Genomic DNA, 22,848 nt, shown 5'->3' with positions numbered 1-22,848 from the left:
GGGAAAAGTATCCTTTTATTCCAAAGCCAACCTCAGCTTTTAATGTCGCCAGTACGTTTCTTAAACATGCCAAATCGGTCTCTTATACGGCCGGATGGGCCCGATGAAAACGATAAAATGAGAAACAGAACCCGACACATCGCTGCTCTCTGGGAAAGCCGGTCAGCAGATGGAGCGCCAGGAACTAAATCCGCTGGTTTTAATAATGATTGAGGAGAACAAGATGAAAGATAACAAGACACGTCCTGTAGACTCGTATGCTCATGCTGATTTCATGGAGTCCGTCTTCAGCAACCTCAGGGCTTTCTGTGATGCGGAATGCCAGCGGCTAACTGCCGGTTATCCCCCAACTGTCAAACCAGAACAGCAAAGCACTGACGGCCAGCTGTCGGCGGCATAAATCATTACCTGCCAGTTCGTTCAAATTTCCGCTTCCTTAAGCCCGGGCCAAAAGCCCGGCTCAATCCAAAAACTGAACGTACCGGTTTACCTCTATATCTCCTCAATCCCCTGCGACTTACAAGAGACCCGCACCGGTTTAGCCATTCCTGTCCTGCCACTCTCTCATCACTGGCCCAGACAACCGGAAAAGTAACTTTTCTCTCCGACTCACCTTCTGAACCAGCTATTTTGCTTAAACGTAAAAACGGCCCACTGTTGTGAAGATTTAAAACGGACGGATCGAGTAGTATTGTCTCAGGAATTTTTTTTAAGAAAAGTTACTTTTTCTTCTGTGCAACCTATTAGAAAAAATGTCGAACCTGGTATTGTTGTGTTGTAGCGCAGTTAAACAACCAACCAAAAGAGAGAACAAAAATGTCCGCAATCGAAACTGAAGTAAAAAACAACAGCAACGAAATCAGCCTTCGTGGTTACCTGGAACGCACTGGTAACGGTGCCCGTAAAGGTAACGGCCTTATCATTGACCCTTCGGTTGTTGTAGAGCAGGAAGGCTTTAACACCCGCACGGCCGGTATGGGCGAGCTCTACTATTCAATGCCTCACGTTGTGGAACACCTGAACAGCCTGGCCGATGCCTACATGGAAGACCCGTTCAGCGTGACGCCTATCGTTGTTCAGATGGTTAATGGCGTACCTGTACTGCGTCAGGGGGCTTGCCGTATCCGTTCCATCGCTATTGCAAACCGCCAGCTGGAAGCAGAAGGGCGTGAACGCATTACTCGTATTCGCTGCGAAGAGTTTCGCGGTAGCGCTTCAAAAGCAGAACTCTTCACCCTGACCGGCAACTCCAACCTGGCGCTGTCTGTCGTAGCTGAAGCGCTTTCAATTAAGCGTCTTGTTGAAGATAAAGAAGAGCCTAAGACCTTTGCGGAACTGGCAAAAAAACGTGGTAAATCAGAGCAGCATCTTCGCCAGATGGTTCGCGTACTGGACCTGCCTTCTGAACTACAGACCATGCTTGTGAGCGATCAGGTGAGCATGTACGTTGCGCTGGACGAGTATATGTACAGCGGTGAGGATGCGGTAGATAACATCAACAAGGCGATCTCCATCTATGGTAAAGCGACGAAAAACACGCTGAAATTCGTCAAAGCTGCCAAGGTAGAAGAGCGCATGGCAGATCCGCAGACTCCGGAAAACTCCGGTGATGAGCAACCGGCAGGTAATGCTACCGTTAACACCCCGGTACCGGATCAACTGAATGATGAAAGCAATACAGAGACGCTGGTTACGCCACCGGTACAGGAACCAGCTCCGGCTCCAAAGGACAGCGCTCCTAAACAGAACCCGGCAGGTAAAGCACCATCCATGTCCAGCGTTCTGAACAAAAAGACCGTGACCGTCATTGCCGACACCGCGATCCCGATTTTTGAACGTATTGCTGAAGAAGCCAAGCTTAAAGAAGGTGAATCTGTCAGCACTGATACTTACACGCTTGTTCTGACCAATGATGAAATGAACGATATCATCAATGCTCATGCTGACCTGAAAGAGTACCTGCGTAAGCATGCTGAGAAGATGAATAAGGGACAGGCATGATTTTCTGACCGACCCCTCCATCCGGACGGGTCGGTAACTTTTTCAGGACAAGGGGAAACAGGGCAATGAAGAAGGCTTTTATCAACGTAGACAAGACTAACCCACTGCCAGTCCTGACGGATTCGGTGACCCGGGTAAGTATTCAGTGCACGGCAAAAGATGAAAACGGGGCAGGGATCGAAGTGAACATCCTCGACCTGATTCAGGATCATGATACGGATGAAGTGAAAGTGCAGTTTGGGAGCTCGCCTGTTCAGGCTCTGGCGATGCTCCGCCGGGTTATGACAGCACTGGAAAAGCAGGCAAATGCAGAACTGCAACAGAATTCCTGCTCGCGTATGCAGTAAACGGTAAAAGCAGAATGTTCCCTACTGGATAAACCCGGTGGACCTCACGGAGAGCAAGTCACCGAATGGTTCACTGTTAAGTGATATACATCCGGATTTATAAGGTTTTGCAGCATCCGAATAGGCAATAAATAGAATTATTTTGATTTATCTCAGCAAGGAAATGGAAAGCTACCAGATTTTAGGATAGCGAAATGCCTGTATCGCTACTCTGCTGAATTAGAAATGATTTTAAACGCAATGCATAATGATAGAATAGCAATGCCTTTAATTATTTGTCACGTCTGAATTATATGTAGACTTACGGAGAGGATATGGTAATTACTTATTCATTATCGGAAACGTTTAATATGTTTTTACGCGAGATTATTGCATCTGGACTTGCAGTTTTTTGCGCATGGTGCGTTTTGTGTCTTTTCTCTGATCAGGAACGAGGTAAAGAGGTTCCTGTTTCTATGAAAAAAATAACTTCAAAGTCAGCTTTCTCCTACTTTATCAGTTCTCAAATTGCCGCTTTTATTATCTCCTTGTTGGGTTCAATCTTAAGCACGAAATGGGACAACATCGTCTGGAATGATGAAATAAGACAGTTTTATCTGCATGTAGGATTTGGGCTGGTAGCTTGTGTATTCTGTCTGCTTGTAATCTTGCATGAGAAATTTATCAAAAGAAATTTAAATGTTTATTCTGGTTATTGTGGTTCACTGGCAGTTAGTCTCACAGGAATCTTTGTACTTTGTGCGTTATATCTGACATTTTCATTACCATTTCATTATGAAGAACGTCTACTTAATGATGCATCCTTGGTGGCTTCGGATGGCGTTGAAAATTCAGTCGTTTTTGCAGACGGTCGTTACTGGGTTTTTGAACTGGGCTTACCATATTTCAAACAGTCATTGCTCAAAGAGGTAAGAAGGGGCAGGTACCAGCTAATCTGCACTACAGAAAAAAAAACAACATGCTGGTCTGGCAAAAAACTTCCCGAAAAACCAACCTCTTTGAAAGCTAGTTCATAAAGATTTAAACTGCTCGCTTAAATCCACACTGGTCCAATTTTGAAAATTTATTGTGTTTTTAAAAGAAATTACAGTGTGGGTTATTAGCCAGTAGGTCGGAGTTTTATATAATACCCAAAAACACAGGAGGTATTATGAAAACCAATCTGGCCTATGCATCTAATTGCTCCGATTCTGTCTACTCCTATATTTATCAGGCACTGCAACAACGCTCTGGTGCCGAGAATGAAAGCCTTTATCAGCAGGCCATTTCCAGCTGCTGCACAGATAAACAAAAAAAGAAACTGGCCGGGTATTATGCCGGTCCATGGCAGCTGCTATTCAACGCGTGGTGTAACAATCGCGTCCCTAACACAGCGGTGCTGGCCCTTTTACTCCAGCAGTGCTTATCTCATTTCCAGTGCGAAGAAGTGATCGCAGCCTGGCAGTAACCCTATCAAGCCCCTTCGTATAGCGGAGGGGCAGGAGATATCTCATGTACAGAAACGACAGAAACGTGGATTCCTTCAACCTGGTTAATGCTCTTCAGCCGGTCTTTCGTAACACCGGCTGTGGGATGTTTGAATATGATCGTAAAAAGCAGAATGAAACCGCTGATTCAATCTTACGAGCGTTGGCGTTAAATGCCGATTTCGCGAGGGCCTTAAAACAGTACGTCCGGATTAATTCTGTACGACGGGTTGTTCAGTTCGATGACGGCTCGGTTCGCTATGGTATTCATGCCGAATTTGAAGGGCATAATAAAATTAATTCCTTCCGTATTTTTAAAGATGAAGATACAGACGCATTTGACTCCTATTTTTATTCGGTTTGCGATAATAAAGCTGAGCTGGTGGATTTTAAAATGGACTCTCTCGATATTCAATTGCAGGCAGTTTTTGAAAAGGTGACAGGTATTTTTCTGTCACATTAAATATTCAAATTTTCAATCCTCGGGCTGATAGACAAAAAACGCACTTTAGAATATAGATGAGATGAATATGAAAAACGTAAATATTTTGGATACCGATATTGCGGCCATTAATGCTCTTTCTGGCGTAGAACTGACTGACTTTCTCACTGCCGGGTATCAGGTAAACTGGTTAGGAGAAAGGGAGGTTTCGCTGGTGGGCTTTCCGTGTTTAGCAAGCAACAAGCAGCCGGTAGAAGTTGGTCCCGGCATTTTCATTAATCGCGTGTACAGCAGAGACAGCCAGTCTCTGAGCGGGAAATTGCGCTATGACCTGTCTAATGGTCTGGCAACGAGTGCATTTTCATTTTTCTCCCAGTCAGGCTGGTATGGGGGATTCCGTGTCGTATCTTTCCGTGACAACGGGCCAGCTGCGTTAATCAACATTGGTATTGTCCATGAGAATGTTTTGAATGCATTTTGTGCTGACTTCCCCCGGGCCAATGTGAGCGTAACCCGTTTTCATTGTGGCATGACGCTTGAGCAGATCCGAATGTTCATTTCAGACACTGCTTACGATATGCCGCTTTATAACAACGAGTCTGACTTTCGCAGGCTCGCCAGTTAGCATGGAGGCTGACTTCAGTGCTTACGCCTAAAAGCCGGTGAGCGAGGTGGCGGAACCGGTTGGCTTCGCCCAGTCTTACTTACTTCTCTCAAGGTACTGCGCTGCAAGCGTACGTAAAAAAAGTAAGTAGCTAAATGGCGTGAGCGATTAGTTCTATACGGGAAGAAGTCATAGTATTCTGAAATGATAGTTATCTCATACGAACGATAGTAATGGAGTTTCTTAATGGGCGTTGATATCTGCTGGCGATTTCAAAGGGAAGAAAAGCCTGGTAAATGGATTAATTTATCAAGCAATTATAAAGGGGACCGATCATATCTCCACTTTGCCTGGCTCGGATTTGATGTAGATCGTGAAAGGGCGAGCACATCAGCAGTTTTTATCCACGCATTACGCGGATTACCTGATGATATACCGTCCGAAGATGATGATTTATTCGGTGAACATTCATACTCATGGCTGACTTCGGAAGAAATTTTGTCAGCCATACCACCCGATAACGCCGGAGAGGTGATCCAGGAATTTGTCGAAGAAGTAAAGCGTCTCCACGTGGAGAACGGCAGCGTCCGTTTCGTCTTTGGATTTGAAGGGTAACCCGTAAGAAAGTAGCTATCTTACCCGGCTAGGTCTCCAATCTCTCAGATGCTCAAAGAGGGCCGGGCATGGTGCCCACACATCCCCTACCATTCCGATTTGATATTCGTCTAATACACCCTTTAAAGAAAACAAGCAGACGGCAATGAGACGTCGGATTAGCGTCAGCAAATATGAGACGTCAGTAGTCGATGTTTGTCCTGCGGAACGTGAATCTGTTTACAAGGGGTAAAGCCGTACCATCCATGAGGGCTCAGAGAGCCGGGGTCTCCTCCAGATCACTGGAAGTTATTGACTCTGGCAGGCCTATCCCTATGACTTTTTCCCGGATGGCAAATTAAGAGCGAACAGGGCCAAATTAGTACTCTTTTCTAAACGGAAATACTGAATCACCCTGATATAACTGGTCTCTCACAAGACAGGAGATCATCAATGGAACGTGTAATATTTTCAGTAATCTTTTTTATGATGCTGGGCGTACCTTTTTACCTTCTTTATAAAATTGCCCGGGACATTTTTGGTACCGCCGGTGCTGGTGAGCCTGCACAATTGCCTCAGGGCAAGCAAAGACGCTCAGGAGGCGCTGGTTCGGGTTCGATCTGGCAAGGACACCATCTACAGGGGAGCAGCCATTTGAACCCCCTCGGAGGTGATTGTAATGGTGAAAATAGCATAGCTGGTGGTTGTGATGGTGGCGGTGGAGGAGGTGACGGAGGTGGTGGTGGTGACTGATAGCCTGCAACTTTAACTATCAGGATGAAACCCATGTCCAGCAACCGGAAAAAGAATTCATTTCAACCGAAAAGCCCTGCCTTAAAGTGAAGCGTATTAAACGTGAAGGATGCTGAATTAGAGGGTATCGGTTTTATACTGAAGCGTAACTGGAAGAAGGATCTGAAATTAACTATTACGGAAAAGTAACTTTCTGACTCACCACGTACGCCCCTCGGTTATGCCATACAGTTTGATACGAAAACAGATCAGTAAGTAGATTGCTATACGCCGGAGAGAAGTCTATTTTTCATGCACCGAACCTGTTTGGCCTGCAATGGAAGCAGGTATAATAATCACATACAAAGGAGGGCATTATGAATACATTTTTATACGTGCTTTTGGCCTGGATTGTTGTGCTTTTTATCGCCAACAAACTGCTCGCAAGACGTAAGCCCAAGACGGTTAAAATCCTGGTACAGCGCAACGGGAAAGCCGCAGAGGTTGATGCTGTAGTGGTTCAGGGTTCAAAGAGCGCTGACGACGGTGATGATTTAGATGATGATCAGGACGATGGTCTTTTCGATCTGAATCCTTATACACGTGAAAACCAAACTAATGGTTGGGCTATTCTGGCCAGAGGTGATCACCAGTCAAAATGATTTTTGTGAGTGAATATCAGCAACTTTCGATTCAATCCTATAGCAGAGATACTGATACCCTTTATGTGAACCGAACAGGGGAGGTGACAAAGATGACAACCAATACCACAACGACCACCTACCGCTCAGAAGAAATCGTGCCGTTCAAACGGCCCAAAGGGGATCTGGATAGTCGGTATATGCCTCAGGTGTATGCAATGGTGCGGAACTGGGCAAGTAACCCTGCTCAATATGGTGAGGGTGTACTGGCCTCCTATCGCCAACCGGCAGTAAACCTTGCCTACCAGGTAAAAGGAACTCGTGTTGTTTTAATTCTGGTACCAGTAGAGTGCGAGCCACCTGGAGTGATAATGACGGAAACAGTCCTGTGGCCGTCACTATCACTTGTAGAAGTCTTGCAGACCTTGCAGGAGGCCTGGCAAAATATTCCGGCGTTAAACCCCTGACGACTTCTGTCAATTTCACCGGCTAGTGATTTACCTCTCTGCTGGTGGTCAGCCCGCCTAAGTTCAAATTATCTCTTTCTAAATTAGCCCGGATAAAAATCGGTCCCTCTAAAATAGCTTGCCCTGAGTAGGCTACGTCATACAAAGCGTTGGCCAGTCACCAGCTGGCTGGTGGCCATAATGCTCCACAGGATAAACCGTATCAGAACTACGCAAAGAAAAAGCCCCAACAATTTACCGATGGGGCCTTTTGCAGACATTTTACAGCCTTACCAATGATAGAGCGCTAAGGCTTCTGCTTAGTGAACAGACTTGCCCACAGATAATGGATAAAGTTGAGCAGAATGTATGTTACTCGTTGCTCGAATTTCATCGGGGCTTTGTACTTTGTCGTTATGTTGTGAATATGAGTAAGGTCCGTATAGAGCCCTGGCGACTTCCTTGTTGACTTCAACACCGAACAGATGTGCTGAACAGACTCCGGTGAGAACAACCGTAGCCCTCGTCGTTGTTTGACTTTATGGATAAAATCGTCCATCCCCATACATAACCATTCCGGCTTGATGCCATCAAACTTACAACGTCCGTTTATGATGACGACATTGATACATTCCAGTTCTCTAGCCTTAAGAGCAGACTGAATAGCCCTGATGTGCCCCTGGTTTTGCTTAAACGGATTCTGCAACTTGAGGGTTCGGGACTGAGTCCATTTCCGCCAGTGGCTTTCCTCCAGAGTACCGTAGAGCTTGCCTACGTAATTTTTCTGCTCTATGACGTATATACCATGTGGGGCTACGAGAATGTGATCAACCTGCGTTGTGCTATGAGCCGACAACTGAAAGGTGAGATCACTAAGTAGCCCCTGAGCTTCTTCAGGAAGCCCAGATTCAATTGCCTTTGCAGTCCGCCGTTCCGCTATGGCAGAGGTCATAAAACCCAACAGACACAGCAACACGACGAAAATAAGGATAATGAAAGCTACCCCCGTAATGCTCCACAGCAGATTGAAAGCATCCATGTTACCTCACAGAGGGGTAGCTGGTGGCATTAACAGATTCTACCAGGCGGGTAGTGGTACCGGTAAGGCTCTCAATATTTGAAGACAGGCTCATCAGCATGCCGAGTGCAGAACGGAGATTACGATGAGGCTCATTGTAGTTTTTGAACGTGTCAGTGGAGTACATTTTTGAAAGACGTGTACGGATCTCTACTGACGTAAGATCTCCATCCACCAGGCCGTACTTAACTGCCTGAGGTGTTGGCCATACACGGCCTGAATAGAGAGAAACAGCATCGGCATCATGACGCGAGAGAAGCTTTTTACCCCGTCCAAGTTCAACATCAGTTATAAATTTTTCATGCATCGTGTTCAGGATCTCCTTCTGCATGAACTCCCTCGTTGAATCGGACAATGGGTGGAAGGGGTCAAGAGCATCTTTGAACTCACCGGCCGTAAGGGGCTCATTCTTGACGCCTACTGTGCTCATGATCTCTGACAGATTCCAGTGGTCCATACGCACACCGATAGAACCGATCAGGGCATTACTGTCGGCATAAATTGCATCAGCGGGCGATACCGCGTAATAGCATGCGGATGCGCATATGCCTTTCACACTAACGATGATTGGTTTATATGAGTCTGCGATATCAGAGAAAAAACGACCGGTACCGCTGGAGAGTACTTCGAGGGAGTTTTGCTTCGACCGTGCTTCATCGCCACGTTCTGTGCTCCCGGTTTTGTTACTCTTGTCAGCGGCTTCAGATGAAAGAGAGCCACCGGCATCTGATACGCGTTCAATCTGTGGCTGGTGGTTTTTAAGCGCGTTTATCTGGCGGTAAATAATAATGGCGTCAGAGGGACCACCACCTCCTGACTCTGCCTCGATAATAACTGCTTTGGCATGGGGATTATTGTAAGCTTTGGCAAGAGCTGTTGCGATCACTGTTCCATCGCCCGTTTCCGAGCCGGTACCCATCTCGCCAGAAATCCGTATTACAGCTATATGGTCTTTCTTCCCTTCAGCGTCCTGCCATTGTTCGTAAAGATTGTAGAAAGAAAACCCTACAGCGGTCATGGCAATTAGCGACATAGCAACTTTTGCCGTGGTATGAATGCGAAACATCTTATAAAAACGGTCAGCGTTATCATTGAGCGATTCTTTGATATTTGTAGGGGACTTCCTTTTTTTACTGCTTAACATCTGACCACCTTTACATGAGTTTTTGAAAGTTAGACCACAAGCGATTCAATGCAATTCCCAGTATCAATAAAGCGACTGGTGGGAAAAGTTGAGCGATATTGTTAAATAGTGACATATTCGGCATGACCAGGTAGACCATCGTTAAAGCACTGATCACCCAAAATGCTCGAAACCAAATACGATAAAACTGAACTGTAACCTTACCAAATACGTACCTCTTCAATTTCCACTGGTACATTCCATCTGCTAGCATGGCAAATAGATAGGGCAGAAAAACGATTAGCCACCCCAGGATTAAGTTCCACCGGAAAATGGACTGATAAAGTAAGAGGGGTATGTTTTTGGCCATAGTGTAATTAATAGAGGTAAATTTTTCAGCAACAATGTTAATACCTCTGGCTGGTTTTTTGGTGTCAGGGATCAGAATAGTATTCAGATAGTCAATTAACTTATAGTCATGTACCAACCAATTTAAAGTCGCTTCACTATTTGCAATAACAGACTTCCAACGGTCATTTGATATGATGGACCGGCTTGCATTAACCTCCTGAGTAATCTGATATTTGAGCTCCTCAGTATTCTGGAAAGCCAAGCTGTAACCAAAATAAATGACCATGCCAAAAAAAAGCATTGTTCTGAGCACTGCTGCTCTGCTTGTATTATCCGCAGCCATTGCTTTCCCTCCATTCACGAAAAAGAGCTAGCCTCTGATCGTGATTGCAATAGTTGTTACGCCACATCGTCGGGATACCCAGGAGCCAGTGGTACTGTTTAGGTATGATTTGGACGATGAGGCTTAACTCCGCCAGTTCTTTATGCTCTGCGCTTTTCCACTCGATCTGTCCCACATCAGGAACAAATACAGCGGTCCTTGCTTTTGCGGCCTGGCGGGAAAATTCTATAAAGTTGATGCCCCACGGCGTCCAGTATCTGTACTGCTCGTTTAGGCCGATGTTAAACACCGGCAGAGAAAGAGTTGAGTCGGCAAAAGCCGAAATCACATTTTTGCAGACTCTTGGACTATCTATTTTTTCCTGTTCGGTTTTGAGATGAGTCAGCAGTGCACGGTCAATAATGCTGTTAAAGGTGTTTGTATAAAGGCCATTAGGGTCAGGAAGCTGATCTATGGCAGTAATGATTTTAAATTTTAACCGAGAAAGAAAGGGAGAGTCCTCAATAGTAACTATATGACTATGTGTTGTTTCTGGATGAATCTGGGGTTTGATACGCTGTACTTGTTTAAATGAGACACTACCTGGCAAATTAATGAATGCGCCCACCGTGCGTGTCAAATCGACGAAATAGGGCAAAAGATAACAACCAAGCATACGGGCATTCTTTTTTACAAGATCACACCGTTCGTCATTGTTATCGAAAGAAATACGGAAACTAACGAATTTACGTTCAGGACCTTCGCTGGTGGTCAGCGATTGAATCCATTCATGGCATGAACCTTGTGGTACCGACCAGTAGCTGGTTTCACGGTCCCCAAAGGGATCAGTCGTGATCAACTCTCCCTTTAAAAGGAAAAGCTCAGACAGGGTATTTGCCATGGAGAATAGGGAATCGATATCGTTGCTCTGACAAAATTTTCCCAAATGATGAAACGCGTTTTTTTCTATCTTAGTTAGCCGATCTCGAACTTCCTGAGAATCTGCGTACTTTAAACCCAAAGACTGAAAGCGCCTTTTTACGAGCGAGCGACATTTGCTGACTTTTAGTGCAGAGCTTAAAATTTGCTGGCGCGTCAGGACAATTTTTTCATCCATCAATGCAACTTCCTTAGAAATTTATTAAGATTTTTGATATCGAGATTTTGACGCAAAGTAACTTTTCCGGCCTTCTTGAAAAGCATTTCCGACAGAGTTGTGTTTGGCTTCATTTGTTTCTCAGCAACAGCAATAGGGATTTGGCCTACAACCTTCCTGCCATCTTGAAGCCTGGCAACTATGTGAAACATAGGGACCTGACCCAAGAGATCCTTTGGAATACTCTCTTCTAAGGTTGTCTGCTTTCTTTCTGAGATTGAACCTGAGAAGTTATTATGCGGCAAAGATGTTTCTGAACCGGTCGTATAAGTGACCATATTTGTGCTTATCGCACTCTTACCAAAGTTCTCTACAACAAGCGTCTGAGTAGGAGTATCGTTGACTCGCAAGCTTATATAATTGTTGCAGAGCCCCGTAATTCGATTGGCAGTTTCAACACTTGCCGCAGCAATAAAGTCGGAGATGGTTTGGGTGCAAATAAACAGTGCAATTTTCGCTGCACGACCCTGCGCCAGAAGGTTAATCATAGGGTTGTTAATGGCTGAGTGTGCCTCATCAACAAAAATACTTATCCTGGAATTAGCTGACATATCACCATCCTGAGCGTTGTAGCGACTACCAGCACAGGAGGTCAGATCTGACATTATTAATTGAGAAATAGCAGCTGCTGTATCGGGGTTTGAAAGGCCATCAAGCGAAATGTATAGCACCCCGCCAGTGCTGAACATCCCTTCGCTTGTTACAATTTCTCTTGATGATACTGAGTTCGGGTTAGGAGATAAAAGCTCATTTAAAGGTTTTTCAATGAGCATATCGAAAACAGGCATAATACCTGCGGTCATTTTAGCCATATGCTCTGGGTCGGACATTGAGTAATCAATAAGCTGGGAAACAGTATCTAACCAGTCTATTTGTTCGGACCCCTCGTAATTCATGAAATGAGCCGTAAACCATTCAGCGAGACGCTTGAAACGTACCGGCAAGGTCTCGTTAGCGACGTACTTAACTTTTTCGGTCCAGACATCGTAACCATAATATCTCGCGTAACATGACTCCATTACCTTGACTGTAAGATTCACAATAGACATGTGGCTTTTCATGTTCTTGTGAATCAGATAAATAGAAGGCTTTTTCTCTATGTAAGAAAGCCCGGAAATCACATTGGAAACGAGAGCCTTGGCATACTGAACGAATGGGTTAACCTCACCGGGAACTGTCACCAAGCTCAAAAGACGAGATGTTAGGTCAGAAACATTAGTATAGGTGTTGCAGACATCAATACAGACCGAAGATGCTGGCTGGCCAGGATGAAATTTATAGAAAGGAAGACCGAGGGTCTTAGCCTCTTCCATTAGAGATTCTCGCCACTCTGCATCGTTCTTTGGATCTATGACAACAACAACATGACCAAGATGAAGCATGCTAATGCTTAGTAAACGCTGTAGCACCGTTTTCCCGGTACCCACGTTTCCGGTTATCAGAGTATGACCAAACCAATTGTCTTCAGTTACAAATATGGGTTCCCTACGTTCCACAGCAAAAATTGCATTGCTGCCGCCCATCTTACGAGCCATTGCGTCAAAATGTCTCTTAATTGGGTTGAAGACGAATGGCAACTCGATCTCACGTTTATCACTGGAGAGGTTAGCTATTTGATATGCCCGATCCGCATGTTCCGGGCCCCACTCAAACCCATCACAAAAATAGGACTTTCGCTCGGGTATATCCTTATTTTTATTTTGATAATCCTGAACCAGTTGACGATACTTTCGCTCATTGGAGAAAAAGTTACTTTTGTTAATTACTCGCAGTGAATCAAGACTAACGAACATGAAATGTCGCTTGAATACACGCCAATGAGCCATCAAGAATGGCGCTGCTGTTTTGCAACGATAAAGGCACAGCAAAAAAAGCAATATTGAGGTGAACAGAACTATTGGGGCGATGTCCAGTCCGTCTGAAGAAAGTCCCATATAAAGCATAGAAACCGAACAAATCAAAAGTATTGAGGCACTACGATACTCAAGAATAGGCCGATAAAAATTCTCTTGTGCATGGAGGTTAGTCCTCTTCGAATCTGACATTATACGTTCCCAGCCTCTTTCAGGTTATTGATAATTCGTTCAATGTCCACTTTCGCCCGGTCTGATGCGGCCAGCAAAGTAGGCATGTTAAATGCATGGCATTTTGTATTGATCACAGCACCAGAATTAACGAGGTACTGAGGAAGCTTATTGAAAAGATCTTGAGCCTCTAACTGCGACCCAAATTTTTCCACGCAAGATTGGGTCAGATAGAGAGTATTAGGAGTACTTACCATAAATCTGTTTTTGCGCTTTCTTTTAAACGCCACCTCCATTTTGGACAGAATTTGATGCAGTACTAACGCAATTTCTACAAATTCAAGCTCTGTAACGTCACCTTCGCTTATAAGCGAGAATTCACCATTTTGGTCTGATTCAGTAGTTGCAAAGACTTTACTGTTCAGATTGTGACCAGAAACAGGTGGTGCTGGTTTTTGTACTTCTGCTTTGTCCGATGATTTATTCCGGTTGCGCTTGGGATTTTGTTTTTCTACCGGTGCTGTTGGGGCGAACAGTCTGGCCAGTGCTGGCGAAAGATGATGCCCCTTAGCGTCTGTGGGCGCATGCTCTCCATTTGATTCTTCAAGTAAAGGAGGTAAGGCGGGCTCTTCACTTGCCATCATACTGGTTGCGGCTGCTTCGGTCTGGGAATACACAACTTCAGCTGGTGGTGGGCAGTTACCCTCAGTATCTGGTTCTGAGTTTTCTTGTCCTACAGAAACATCCATAGAGCGTTCAATCGTACCCTGGGGATCAGCGTTCTGTTCTCGGTTAAGTTCTGGTAATTCTGACGGCTCGGGGAGAAGCTTTTCATTATGGACCGAAGAGCTTGTTGCACAACTACCGACTTCTGGCCGAGAAACACTAAGCTGTGTGAAATCGGTATAATCAATGATCTCATGCTCTTCATCTTCTTCCTCAAAAAGATGTTGATAATGTTCATATTCCACAGCCTCAGTTTTCAGCGGACCAGTCGCGGATGCACTATCGGTTCCATGATATTCCACGTCGCCAGAATGTTCTTCGACTGCATTTACACGTGGGGGAGGCAGCTCAAGCGTTTGCTTTGGACGTGGGGCAGAGTTTTCAACAGAAGACTCATCATTAATCACTAATGCCTGATACATAGAAGTATTGAAAAGTGACTTTAAAGTTGTTGGCCTTCTTGGCTCATGATAGGTGAGCTGGAACCCAGCGCAGTTATCGCCGAGCTGGACTAAACGCAGATCGTCAATGTCCCTTACTATCCACATTCCATCGAGAGAGCCTTCTCTGAATGTCAGTTGGAAATAGGGCTCTTCACTGAATGCTTTTTCATCTAATCCCGGCAGCAATGCCATAGTGGCATCTATGTTGAGGTAGGGGACAGCATCAACACACACTATATAGTCATTGGAAAGTGGAGCGCTTAAAAGGAGTTCATGAAGTTGGTTGACCAGGACATGGGATTCCGTGTCCTTTGCCGATTCATCTTCACTTTCTTCTATATCAGGAATGACAGGATCAGCTGCTTCCTCACCCTCAGATTTAACTATCTGCGTGTCATTATCAATTTCATTATCACTTTCGGCTTTCTTCTCAAAATCGTCGGATGAGCCTTCATTTTTCTTAGAATGTATATCAACATCAATAGAGGCAGAGGAGCGGCCTAAATCATTAACCTTAAGAACAGCCGTCTCAACAGTATCAGTAATTTTAGTTATAGCGTCCCGACCGGGCACTGGTCTTCTGTATTCAGTAACTGTTTTTTGCTCGTCAATGTAAATAAAGTCTTTATTGGCATTAACGCTAAAAAGACCCGGCACTGAGTCAGGGATTTTATAGGAATCAAAGATTAAACCAATCCACCTTAGCTTAAGAAGGTTATAGAATTCTAGTTTCCCTATTCCATTTCTAAAGATGTTTGATATTTCGTTTTCCGAATAGATACCCGGAATGAAGTAGTGAACGACACGCTCATCATCATAGGGCTCGACGTAACCACGTTGAACTAGGGATTCTACCAATACCGTCTTACCAGCCTCTCCCTGAGGGAAGTTATATTTATGTAATTCGAAATCATTGAGAACAAAATCAAGGAATGCGTTCTCGTTAAGGTATACCTCACCATTTACGATAATGATGTGCATAGGCTTAGTATTGTAATTGTTGATATTGATACTGGTAAAGTTGTGCTTGATGGTACTAATGGCCCTTGCTGCTGCATCATTAGAACGCAGACCCATGATAGGGTCACGTAAAACATTAAGGTCTGTACCAGTAGAATAGAAATCAGCGGTCCTCACGCATTTAGACAAAAAGTCATTCCCATCAGTATAAACGTTTAGGGCGGTGATCATTTTTGAATAAACACGTTCTTTATTTACCCGATCCAAAAATGCAAGACATACCGGGTTTAGGATTCGCTCAAGGAAAACGCTGGACCAGATATTATGTTGATTATGAATACGCTTTCGCCAGTGGATTTCGTATTCAACCACGTCATTTTCACGTGCCCAGTCAAGAAGACTTTGTGAGCTTGGCGTCCAAATGATCGGACTTGCTAAATTCAGGCTTACAATATCGAGATCGTAAACCTTTCCGGCATCATGGACTAAACCACAGATAAACGCAGCATATAGATATACTTTTCTACGGACTACTTCTTCATCTTGATATCCGATTGGTCTCAGTTCTGAGTGATGCGCATTTTTTAAAGAGAGTATGGCCACTTCCAGGCTGTGAGAAAGTAACCCACCAATACCATTATGATGATGATTTTCGGAAGCTGGCAAAAGATGTATCCAGCGAACATATTCAACCAAGGGCTTTAATACTAAATTAGTAAATGTATATGCATCGTCCCTGATGTCGCTATCGCTGATAGCTAACATCATTGAAATTGAGTGCAGCTTTTCCCGATACAGAGACAGGATTGACTGTTCATTAAATGTCTGTATGCCCGTCGGACGAGTTGGATACTCGATGAATTTCAGGACTTCTGGATTTGGATGATCAGGAACAGTGTACTTCTGATCTCCTAGAATCTGCGCAAAAGGAGAGAGGCTTGATATATCCTCAATCATTACAGAGGTTGCATCATTCTCCTGAGATGAGAATATCCCCAAAATCCGTTTAATACATAAATACAGCGCCCTGAAATTCATCATCATACCTTATCGACGTTTGCCTGACAGTTCGGCTGCAATGTATGCCTGCACACTTTTATATTGCATTACTTTGGTGATGAACTCTGCTGGACTGTATGGCCCATCCTTACGGCGAGAAACATTCAGAGTCTTTTTCACATTCTCAACATATAAATTAATACTCTTTATAATGTTGTGAGACATAACCGGATAGTCGCTTACAGCCAGTAAACCCAATGAGTTGTACTCATACATTGTGTTCATGAGCTGGTTCATCTCGAAAATGTACTTGTAAAACCTCATGGTGTTGTGGTTATTGAAGTTGAGTTGTACTGGTTCAAAACTGAAAGGTACAAACTGAGTTGATGACATGAATGAGTCATTCTTGTCGAACTCAATTGACTTAATATAAGCAACAAGATTTTCTTTCATCTTATTGTTTTCTTCATGCAGCTCGTTGAACCAATCCTGAATAGCCTGAACAAGGTCAGGATGTTTAACTGCATCAACCGTTTTAAAGAGAGAGGAAATAGCGATACTCACATCATCAAAACCTCTGATGACTGCTCCATTTCTGGCAGTTAAAAACCGGTTAAAGTCTGGGGTACCAGGGATAATAATAACTTTGGCCATACCCTGGTGCTCTGGTCTACGTTGAGTAGAAGTTTGAGCGTTTACGCCTTGCTTTTTATTTGAACCTTTTACCATTACATCTTTTGGTTCAATGTTAATACGCTCATTGTCCGTGATAATTGCGTCGGTCATTGTGCCACCTTAGTTTTTGAGTATTGACGGATTTTTCGTCCAAGTTCGATATATGCTGAATGATAGAGCTCAAGCATTTCTCTGTAAGGCTCCAGCAATGCTTCCGTTTCAGAAATCATTTCGTATTCCCAGCTGGCATGGTTTACAAAACAGTTCTTAGAATATTTTCCACTTTTCATTGGTTGCACCCGTTTTGACATGTGGCTAGGCGCTCTTGTTTTATAAGGGCTGAACTGATGCCAAGTGATCGTTACTTTTCTGGCATTACCAATTAGCTCAACTTTTGGTGCGTAAGAACCCAGATACTCCCTCTTTGGAACTTTGCTATGTCGGGTAAGGTTAATCTCTTGGTGGTTTCGTTCCTTCCACTTGATCCAGTATTTTGTAATGAGATCTTCAGCCTCAACACGCAAACCTTCAATCTGAGCACGTAAATTTTTACGTGTTAGCTCTATAGAACTTATAAGATTCGAATTACTCATGACGCCTCCTGATGTGAAATTACTATACCGGAGGAAATTTCCGTTTTTTTTCACGAACAGAAGATTTTTGAATGCTCTTTGATGAGGGAATTGAACAGATGTAATGCACTCGCTGTTTCCCCCATTCGGAAGGGGCCTTCAGAAACAGTAACAGCGCGTTTAGCCTCACTTCCATCGCTACCCCCTAAAGTTACTTTTGAGGGAATGACCATTGTGGATTATTGCTTTTGATAATGTGCATTGCTCTATTAAAGTTATACATATATCTAGTGCCACTTTTCCAAAAAAAATGACCCTATGGAACTTTGTCCATAGTGACACTTTTATAAAAAGTGACCCTATGACGACATTACATAGGGTCACTTTTCAAACATAAGTGACCCTATGTGAGGCATTCATAGGGTCACTTTTCTTTGTTTAGTGATCCTATGTAAGCATGAGGTTGATGAAAAGTAAAAATGTCAGTTTATGACGGTCAGTGAAAGACGTCGTTATTCTAATCCAACGTTGGGAGGGGCTGGATTTAGGTTTTTTTTTAATCGCTTCACATTTCGTTAGCATGCGCAGGAATTTTTGATAAAATTCTGGTTAGTTTGGTTAAAAAGTGTTACAAGTAAGCGGTGTGGTTGAAGGGATAGATTTAAGGCATATTCAAGCCTTAAGAAAATACTAAAAGTTACTTTTCACCCTACCGAACACCTAACAAAAAATCCATGTTGAAGATTTGAACAATTGTAATGGCGCAAGGACAATCAGCACATGTCAGAATCTGATAATTTAACTCGTAGCTTACTCGGTAAACTTTTCCGCACTGAGATTTCGCTTATTCGTAGTTACCGTGCATTTTTAATGTTATTGCCTGTGCATGGATCTTCTGCATATCAAACTGGGACTCCTCTTCTCCAGCGTCGCCTATTTGGGAAAGGATTTAGTACAGCCGCTGATTTAGCTTTTGAAGTGGAAACACGTCCAGGTAGTTTTTTGGTTCCGCGTACACTCGGAAAGGAAATTACATGGGAGAGGTTTTTTTCTGCGGTCTTGGACGGTGATTCCAATGTAATTCGTGAATATGATACAAATGATATTGACTATGGTATTTACGATGCCGGTGAAAAAGTGACTTTTCTGAATGGTACAGTGGATATCTATAATCCCAAGAAGATTCATGAGTTGCGTTCTAAATGTGTTGATATACAGAATGACTACTTTATGCAGGTGTTCTTTATCTCAATGCTCGCACCAGAGTTTGTAAGTATTTTCTTTGGTTTAAAACCAACTACAGCTGATGCTATTAAAGACATTGGTTATTCATCGTTAAAAACAATTAACGATGTCGTTCTTTTCCCACGTACAATTGCTTTCTCACAAGGGCATATTGAAGAGAGTGTTTCACTTAAAACGAAAGTTTTTGCCTGGGCTTATGAATTGTCTGCTGACATCCGGTTAGGAAAAGTTAGTGATGATTTGATGGAACTATTACGTTATGACACTATGTTCACCAGTCACCGTCAGGATGTGTTCAACACTTTAACAAATAAAGTTATGTTAAAGGATTATTGATATGGCAAAGGTCGATCAAACAAAAGCTAATGCTCTATTGCGAGCAGCAAGAACTATGTCGCTTGGGGCAAATAAAAATACAATACGAATTTTGTACGGTAATCATGTTGCTGAAAATATCGATTTTGAGCCTGGTGCAAAAACAAAACTCAAAAAAGGTATCCGGGGCTGGAGCAAACGTACAGATAACCGCCGAGCCTTTTCTGCTGTTATTGATGTCGCAGTTAACTATTTTGGTTTTGATCCAATAAATCCGGAAGCGAGTTTTCGGCAAATTGACTTCAACCGAATAATGAGTGTCCTTCATAATCTGGGATACTTTGTATGCGCACCGGAAGTTAATAAAATAATAGAAATCCTTACTTCTATGAAAGAAATTGAAGAACTAGGTGCCTGCGAAAAATGTAAACGCCCATACATTGTGCCAGTGACAAATGATGCTCATTGTCCACGTTGCAGATTATCTTCAACTGCTTCAGCCATAGAGAGGTATTCTCAAGAAGAATTAGATTAAATTTAAAAAAGATATCGCGAAACTTGCCTTGTCTGAATCTAAATATTGACTTAAGTTAAATTCTGTTATTTGCTTTACAATCAAATATTAGTTACAACTTAAATATCAACTCTTGACAAGTAAAGATATAATTTGATTTTTCTTTATTCAGTTTTTCTTCGTTTCAAAAATGTGCACCTTTTTTTCTGTTGAAAACGTAAAACTACTTAGGTTCTCTAAAACCTTCTCTGCATGACGACTTCTTAATCGCTTTCAATTAATATATTTTATATTCTCGCCTAAGTTCGCTTCTTTGATCCTTAGCTATTCCTTCTTTGAAATATAGAAAAAGCATTACTGGTGATGATTTTTTTCAGCTCTAAATACACCTGTTTTCAAAGCAATATTTGCTTTTAGATATTCGATAAAACCATGTTTTTGTTACACCGGATTTTTGACAATGTGCAAGATGGATGATCTTTCCATCACCGAGACTATCTTCTTAGTCAGCACTCCTTTTCCGTCCTTTTCAACATAAAAACGACCATGCTATACGAGCTCTAACCTTTTTTTTGTATGCCATCATAACCGCATCAGAAAAGGAGAACGGTCTATGACTCGTATTGCATTAGCGCCTTCAAAGATGGTTTTGCTTATGTCTTTGGTAATTACTGGTGCCCACGCCAGCCCTGAGCAACCCCTAATAAAAGATACGCCCTTTGTATCAGGCCAGGCTTATAAGAAGGGTTTCTTCTGGTATGACGATCCTGCTAAAAAAAGCGAAGCTGAAGAAGAAGAGGTTTTGCCACCAACCGGTGCTGCTAGCTCGCCTTCAAAAGAGGAAAAGGTAGATTTAAATTCAAAATGGCTAAAAGAGAATATGCCTCGACTGTTAACGCAGGCAATGGATAACCCTACCGCAGAAAATCTATCACGTTATTACACGGCGCAAAGGTTAATGCTTGATATCAGTACGCGTTTTTCTGACAAATCAAAAGATTATTTTCTTAAAAACCCGATGATGTCTGAAAAACGCAGGCAACCAGTGGAAAAGGTGGCACTGGATGCTCACCGCACTGTTGTTGAAAAAAATCAGCAAACGGTAATGAAAGATATCTTTACTAAGTCAGGTTTATTTTTCTTTTTCCAGAGTACTTGCCAGTTTTGCCACGAAGAAAGCCAAATACTTCAATTTATGCAGAACTATTATTCGGTAGATATTCTTCCAATCAGTATGGATGGAAGGCCATTGCATAATGGCCTTTTTCAGGATTTTAACATCCCCAATGCACAAATTATTGATCAATTTAAAATTCGAGAGGTACCTACAATTTTCCTGGTTTCAAAGGATGGGACATCAGCTCAGCGCATTAGTGAAGGCATGATCTCCGCTGATGAATTAAAGAACACTATTATACTTGCTGCGAAGGGCATGAATCTGATCGATGACGCTTCGTTCCAGTCAACTCTAGATATTAAAAGGCAATATACCATCGGTGATGATGGCGTTATTACCGTCAATAAATCCGAAATGGAATCAGACCCATTCCTACTTCAAAAAATAATGGACCAAAAACTCGAAGGCTATGACATGCCTACGGCCGATCCGGTCAATTATCTCAATGCTGGCGGCAGTTTTGGAGGCACTTATGCGCAGTAATGCCGTTTTCAACTTCAAAAAGTTACTTTTGTCTCTTTCTGTTTGTGCTGCAATTTTAGCCCCGACTGCAAATGCAGACAACGCAATGCGTAACATTTTCAATGGCATGATGACGTCTACCAGCCCGGCCACCTTTTCCACAGCAACCCGTACAGGCATAGTTGGCGGGTCAATGTCTTACCGAACAACAAACGTTAATACCAACCTTGTTTCCATGTCGTTTCCAAAAGCTTCTGTCGGTTGTAACGGTATTGACGTTTTTCTTGGGTCCTTCAGCATGATCAACGGGGACCAGCTTGTGCAGGTGGCCCGTGGTATTGCCCAGGGTGCGGCTATCTATGCTTTTAACGTTGCTGTTTCAGCTATCTGTGCTGACTGTGCTGCAACGATTAATGACATCCAAAACAAACTGCAAGCGCTAAATAAATTTGCGAAAGATTCATGCAATGCAACTTACTCTTTCCTTTCTGAAAACGTGGGTACGCCAAGCCAGTTCGCTAACTCAGTTAGCTCTGGACCAGCCTCAATTCTGGGATCGATTAATGGTCTCATTCCTGATTTTGGCTCATCGATGACTAAGTCACCTGAAGCTGTCACTTCTCAGGTTAAAGCAAAGGATCCCGAAGAGTTCGCTGAAAAATTCAGTGGTAACCTCTTCTATATGTCGTTCATGGATATTGATAAGGGAACAATGAACATCGGAGGGGTAACGGAGTTATCCGGTTATAAACTGGCAGAACAACTTATGTCTCTCGTGGGTACTGTCATTATCAACTGGGATAGCAAAGGCGAAAAAGCGGGAATGGAAGTCCGCCCGTCTACCATGACTGTCACGGATTACATCATGGGGCCACCAGCTGGCGGATCAATTAAAATGCTCAAGTGTTCTCCGGCACCAGATCCATCATCCCCACGAAAGGCTCAGTGCCTTGTCATGTCAGAAGTTAATGACGGTGGTTTTAAGGGATTGAAGGATACCATTTCTGATCTTCTTTTAAACGTACAGAAAAAAATCATCAACGACGTTCGTGTTTCAGATGATGAATTACGCATTATCTCCTATATCGGCATCCCGACCATTATCGACTCTTTGCAAACATTCGAAGCACCGGAAGGGTACGCATACATTCAGGACATAAGCACTATTGCTGCGACGAGCCTCGTAATCAATATGTTGCGCCAGGTTGAGGCCAAAATTTCAACCATGAGCATACCGAGTGAGTCGCTGTCGGGTAAAAGGGATGATCTCAACCGATTAACAGACAATCTCTCAAAACAGGTTAAAGCCGCCTATGAGCTATCGCACAGCCAGGTCGGTACCAGCTCGGACGTCATTTCAACCTGGGATAACCGTCGCCTGCAACGGAAGGCTTTCACTGAAAGTATTCGTGGCACACGTAACTGAGGTCTGA

23 protein-coding genes are annotated in these 22,848 nt (G+C 43.3%); 15 read left to right on the top strand and 8 right to left on the bottom strand.

Annotation, left to right across the window (positions count from 1 at the left end):
- The first annotated feature begins 223 nt into the window (after nucleotides 1-223).
- From ACQG1Y_RS24635 to ACQG1Y_RS24585, 11 genes are all read left to right on the top strand, one after another.
- Nucleotides 224-400, top strand: coding sequence for a hypothetical protein (locus ACQG1Y_RS24635; RefSeq protein WP_001371930.1), 177 nt, complete (start codon nucleotides 224-226; stop codon nucleotides 398-400).
- A 416-nt stretch (nucleotides 401-816) separates the two neighbouring features.
- The gene (locus ACQG1Y_RS24630; RefSeq protein ID WP_001272971.1) at nucleotides 817-2,001 is read left to right on the top strand and encodes a hypothetical protein; all 1,185 of its coding nucleotides are present in this window, start codon (nucleotides 817-819) and stop codon (nucleotides 1,999-2,001) included.
- A 65-nt stretch (nucleotides 2,002-2,066) separates the two neighbouring features.
- Nucleotides 2,067-2,348 (top strand): hypothetical protein, encoded by a 282-nt coding sequence (locus tag ACQG1Y_RS24625; RefSeq protein WP_000708863.1) that lies wholly within the window; start codon nucleotides 2,067-2,069, stop codon nucleotides 2,346-2,348.
- A 314-nt stretch (nucleotides 2,349-2,662) separates the two neighbouring features.
- Nucleotides 2,663-3,364 carry a hypothetical protein gene (locus ACQG1Y_RS24620; protein WP_004248818.1) on the top strand — a complete coding sequence of 234 codons (702 nt, stop codon included), beginning with the start codon at nucleotides 2,663-2,665 and terminating at the stop codon, nucleotides 3,362-3,364.
- Nucleotides 3,365-3,498: 134 nt separating this feature from the next.
- On the top strand, nucleotides 3,499-3,795 hold the full coding sequence (locus tag ACQG1Y_RS24615; protein ID WP_000856246.1) for a hypothetical protein: 297 nt from the start codon (nucleotides 3,499-3,501) through the stop codon (nucleotides 3,793-3,795).
- A gap of 44 nt (nucleotides 3,796-3,839) precedes the next feature.
- Nucleotides 3,840-4,277: a hypothetical protein gene (locus ACQG1Y_RS24610; RefSeq protein ID WP_000286108.1), complete on the top strand. Its 438-nt coding sequence runs from the start codon at nucleotides 3,840-3,842 to the stop codon at nucleotides 4,275-4,277.
- Nucleotides 4,278-4,344: 67 nt separating this feature from the next.
- Nucleotides 4,345-4,881, top strand: coding sequence for a hypothetical protein (locus tag ACQG1Y_RS24605; protein WP_000800251.1), 537 nt, complete (start codon nucleotides 4,345-4,347; stop codon nucleotides 4,879-4,881).
- Between the two features lie 225 nt (nucleotides 4,882-5,106).
- A complete protein-coding gene (locus tag ACQG1Y_RS24600) occupies nucleotides 5,107-5,475 on the top strand; it encodes a hypothetical protein (RefSeq protein ID WP_000537761.1) in 369 nt (122 codons plus the stop codon).
- 432 nt (nucleotides 5,476-5,907) lie between these two features.
- Nucleotides 5,908-6,207: a hypothetical protein gene (locus ACQG1Y_RS24595; RefSeq protein WP_000442693.1), complete on the top strand. Its 300-nt coding sequence runs from the start codon at nucleotides 5,908-5,910 to the stop codon at nucleotides 6,205-6,207.
- 356 nt (nucleotides 6,208-6,563) lie between these two features.
- Entirely contained in the window at nucleotides 6,564-6,848 is a 285-nt protein-coding gene (locus ACQG1Y_RS24590) for a hypothetical protein (RefSeq protein ID WP_045340440.1), read from the top strand.
- A 92-nt stretch (nucleotides 6,849-6,940) separates the two neighbouring features.
- Entirely contained in the window at nucleotides 6,941-7,294 is a 354-nt protein-coding gene (locus ACQG1Y_RS24585; protein ID WP_045340459.1) for a hypothetical protein, read from the top strand.
- A gap of 286 nt (nucleotides 7,295-7,580) precedes the next feature.
- Here the strand turns inward: ACQG1Y_RS24585 and ACQG1Y_RS24580 are convergent, their stop codons facing one another.
- Genes ACQG1Y_RS24580 through mobI form a run of 8 tightly spaced genes read right to left on the bottom strand, consistent with a single transcriptional unit; the run spans nucleotide 7,581 to nucleotide 17,723 of the window.
- The gene (locus ACQG1Y_RS24580; RefSeq protein WP_045340442.1) at nucleotides 7,581-8,312 is read right to left on the bottom strand and encodes a nuclease-related domain-containing protein; all 732 of its coding nucleotides are present in this window, start codon (nucleotides 8,310-8,312) and stop codon (nucleotides 7,581-7,583) included.
- Nucleotide 8,313: 1 nt separating this feature from the next.
- Complete coding sequence (locus tag ACQG1Y_RS24575; protein WP_045340444.1) at nucleotides 8,314-9,495, bottom strand: S49 family peptidase; 1,182 nt, start codon at nucleotides 9,493-9,495, stop codon at nucleotides 8,314-8,316.
- A gap of 10 nt (nucleotides 9,496-9,505) precedes the next feature.
- Nucleotides 9,506-10,168, bottom strand: coding sequence for a DUF4400 domain-containing protein (locus tag ACQG1Y_RS24570; protein ID WP_000718549.1), 663 nt, complete (start codon nucleotides 10,166-10,168; stop codon nucleotides 9,506-9,508).
- Nucleotides 10,155-11,264 carry a hypothetical protein gene (locus ACQG1Y_RS24565; RefSeq protein ID WP_045340447.1) on the bottom strand — a complete coding sequence of 370 codons (1,110 nt, stop codon included), beginning with the start codon at nucleotides 11,262-11,264 and terminating at the stop codon, nucleotides 10,155-10,157. The genes ACQG1Y_RS24570 and ACQG1Y_RS24565 overlap by 14 nt, the downstream gene beginning before the upstream one ends.
- Nucleotides 11,264-13,348 (bottom strand): conjugative transfer system coupling protein TraD, encoded by a 2,085-nt coding sequence (gene traD / locus ACQG1Y_RS24560; RefSeq protein WP_001284076.1) that lies wholly within the window; start codon nucleotides 13,346-13,348, stop codon nucleotides 11,264-11,266. The genes ACQG1Y_RS24565 and traD overlap by 1 nt, the downstream gene beginning before the upstream one ends.
- Complete coding sequence (gene mobH, locus ACQG1Y_RS24555; protein ID WP_426737378.1) at nucleotides 13,348-16,494, bottom strand: MobH family relaxase; 3,147 nt, start codon at nucleotides 16,492-16,494, stop codon at nucleotides 13,348-13,350. The genes traD and mobH overlap by 1 nt, the downstream gene beginning before the upstream one ends.
- A 9-nt stretch (nucleotides 16,495-16,503) precedes the next feature.
- Entirely contained in the window at nucleotides 16,504-17,241 is a 738-nt protein-coding gene (locus ACQG1Y_RS24550) for a hypothetical protein (RefSeq protein WP_045340452.1), read from the bottom strand.
- Nucleotides 17,238-17,723 (bottom strand): conjugative transfer protein MobI(A/C), encoded by a 486-nt coding sequence (gene mobI / locus ACQG1Y_RS24545; RefSeq protein WP_000071885.1) that lies wholly within the window; start codon nucleotides 17,721-17,723, stop codon nucleotides 17,238-17,240. The genes ACQG1Y_RS24550 and mobI overlap by 4 nt, the downstream gene beginning before the upstream one ends.
- A gap of 759 nt (nucleotides 17,724-18,482) precedes the next feature.
- Here mobI and ACQG1Y_RS24540 point away from each other — a divergent pair.
- From ACQG1Y_RS24540 to trhH, 4 genes are all read left to right on the top strand, one after another.
- The gene (locus ACQG1Y_RS24540; RefSeq protein WP_000004208.1) at nucleotides 18,483-19,283 is read left to right on the top strand and encodes a hypothetical protein; all 801 of its coding nucleotides are present in this window, start codon (nucleotides 18,483-18,485) and stop codon (nucleotides 19,281-19,283) included.
- A 1-nt stretch (nucleotide 19,284) separates the two neighbouring features.
- Nucleotides 19,285-19,797, top strand: a complete 513-nt coding sequence (locus ACQG1Y_RS24535) for a hypothetical protein (RefSeq protein WP_001140952.1) — start codon at nucleotides 19,285-19,287, stop codon at nucleotides 19,795-19,797.
- Nucleotides 19,798-20,389: 592 nt separating this feature from the next.
- A complete protein-coding gene (locus ACQG1Y_RS24530; protein ID WP_000196726.1) occupies nucleotides 20,390-21,436 on the top strand; it encodes a thioredoxin family protein in 1,047 nt (348 codons plus the stop codon).
- Nucleotides 21,426-22,841 (top strand): IncHI-type conjugal transfer protein TrhH, encoded by a 1,416-nt coding sequence (trhH, locus tag ACQG1Y_RS24525; RefSeq protein ID WP_001257292.1) that lies wholly within the window; start codon nucleotides 21,426-21,428, stop codon nucleotides 22,839-22,841. The genes ACQG1Y_RS24530 and trhH overlap by 11 nt, the downstream gene beginning before the upstream one ends.
- Nucleotides 22,842-22,848: the final 7 nt, after the last annotated feature.

Origin of the sequence: Enterobacter cloacae complex sp. 397G4 (genome assembly GCF_050031515.1) — a bacterium.
GTDB classification, from domain to species: domain Bacteria; phylum Pseudomonadota; class Gammaproteobacteria; order Enterobacterales; family Enterobacteriaceae; genus Enterobacter; species Enterobacter hormaechei_C.
The sequence above is the reverse complement of the archived record's forward strand: the minus strand, read 5'-3'. Positions and strand labels throughout refer to the sequence as shown.

Bases quoted from the DNA above. Each gene is read 5' to 3' on its own strand.
- ACQG1Y_RS24610 (WP_000286108.1), top strand. From the start codon at position 3,840: ATGTACAGAAACGACAGAAACGTGGATTCCTTCAACCTGGTTAATGCT.
- ACQG1Y_RS24540 (WP_000004208.1), top strand. From the start codon at position 18,483: ATGTCAGAATCTGATAATTTAACTCGTAGCTTACTCGGTAAACTTTTC.
- mobI (WP_000071885.1), bottom strand. From the start codon at position 17,723: ATGAGTAATTCGAATCTTATAAGTTCTATAGAGCTAACACGTAAAAAT.
- ACQG1Y_RS24590 (WP_045340440.1), top strand. From the start codon at position 6,564: ATGAATACATTTTTATACGTGCTTTTGGCCTGGATTGTTGTGCTTTTT.
- ACQG1Y_RS24585 (WP_045340459.1), top strand. From the start codon at position 6,941: ATGACAACCAATACCACAACGACCACCTACCGCTCAGAAGAAATCGTG.
- ACQG1Y_RS24595 (WP_000442693.1), top strand. From the start codon at position 5,908: ATGGAACGTGTAATATTTTCAGTAATCTTTTTTATGATGCTGGGCGTA.
- ACQG1Y_RS24580 (WP_045340442.1), bottom strand. From the start codon at position 8,312: ATGGATGCTTTCAATCTGCTGTGGAGCATTACGGGGGTAGCTTTCATT.
- ACQG1Y_RS24575 (WP_045340444.1), bottom strand. From the start codon at position 9,495: ATGTTAAGCAGTAAAAAAAGGAAGTCCCCTACAAATATCAAAGAATCG.
- ACQG1Y_RS24570 (WP_000718549.1), bottom strand. From the start codon at position 10,168: ATGGCTGCGGATAATACAAGCAGAGCAGCAGTGCTCAGAACAATGCTT.
- ACQG1Y_RS24620 (WP_004248818.1), top strand. From the start codon at position 2,663: ATGGTAATTACTTATTCATTATCGGAAACGTTTAATATGTTTTTACGC.
- ACQG1Y_RS24530 (WP_000196726.1), top strand. From the start codon at position 20,390: ATGACTCGTATTGCATTAGCGCCTTCAAAGATGGTTTTGCTTATGTCT.
- mobH (WP_426737378.1), bottom strand. From the start codon at position 16,494: ATGAATTTCAGGGCGCTGTATTTATGTATTAAACGGATTTTGGGGATA.
- traD (WP_001284076.1), bottom strand. From the start codon at position 13,348: ATGTCAGATTCGAAGAGGACTAACCTCCATGCACAAGAGAATTTTTAT.
- ACQG1Y_RS24600 (WP_000537761.1), top strand. From the start codon at position 5,107: ATGGGCGTTGATATCTGCTGGCGATTTCAAAGGGAAGAAAAGCCTGGT.
- ACQG1Y_RS24535 (WP_001140952.1), top strand. From the start codon at position 19,285: ATGGCAAAGGTCGATCAAACAAAAGCTAATGCTCTATTGCGAGCAGCA.
- ACQG1Y_RS24615 (WP_000856246.1), top strand. From the start codon at position 3,499: ATGAAAACCAATCTGGCCTATGCATCTAATTGCTCCGATTCTGTCTAC.
- ACQG1Y_RS24630 (WP_001272971.1), top strand. From the start codon at position 817: ATGTCCGCAATCGAAACTGAAGTAAAAAACAACAGCAACGAAATCAGC.
- trhH (WP_001257292.1), top strand. From the start codon at position 21,426: ATGCGCAGTAATGCCGTTTTCAACTTCAAAAAGTTACTTTTGTCTCTT.
- ACQG1Y_RS24625 (WP_000708863.1), top strand. From the start codon at position 2,067: ATGAAGAAGGCTTTTATCAACGTAGACAAGACTAACCCACTGCCAGTC.
- ACQG1Y_RS24635 (WP_001371930.1), top strand. From the start codon at position 224: ATGAAAGATAACAAGACACGTCCTGTAGACTCGTATGCTCATGCTGAT.
- ACQG1Y_RS24605 (WP_000800251.1), top strand. From the start codon at position 4,345: ATGAAAAACGTAAATATTTTGGATACCGATATTGCGGCCATTAATGCT.
- ACQG1Y_RS24550 (WP_045340452.1), bottom strand. From the start codon at position 17,241: ATGACCGACGCAATTATCACGGACAATGAGCGTATTAACATTGAACCA.
- ACQG1Y_RS24565 (WP_045340447.1), bottom strand. From the start codon at position 11,264: ATGGATGAAAAAATTGTCCTGACGCGCCAGCAAATTTTAAGCTCTGCA.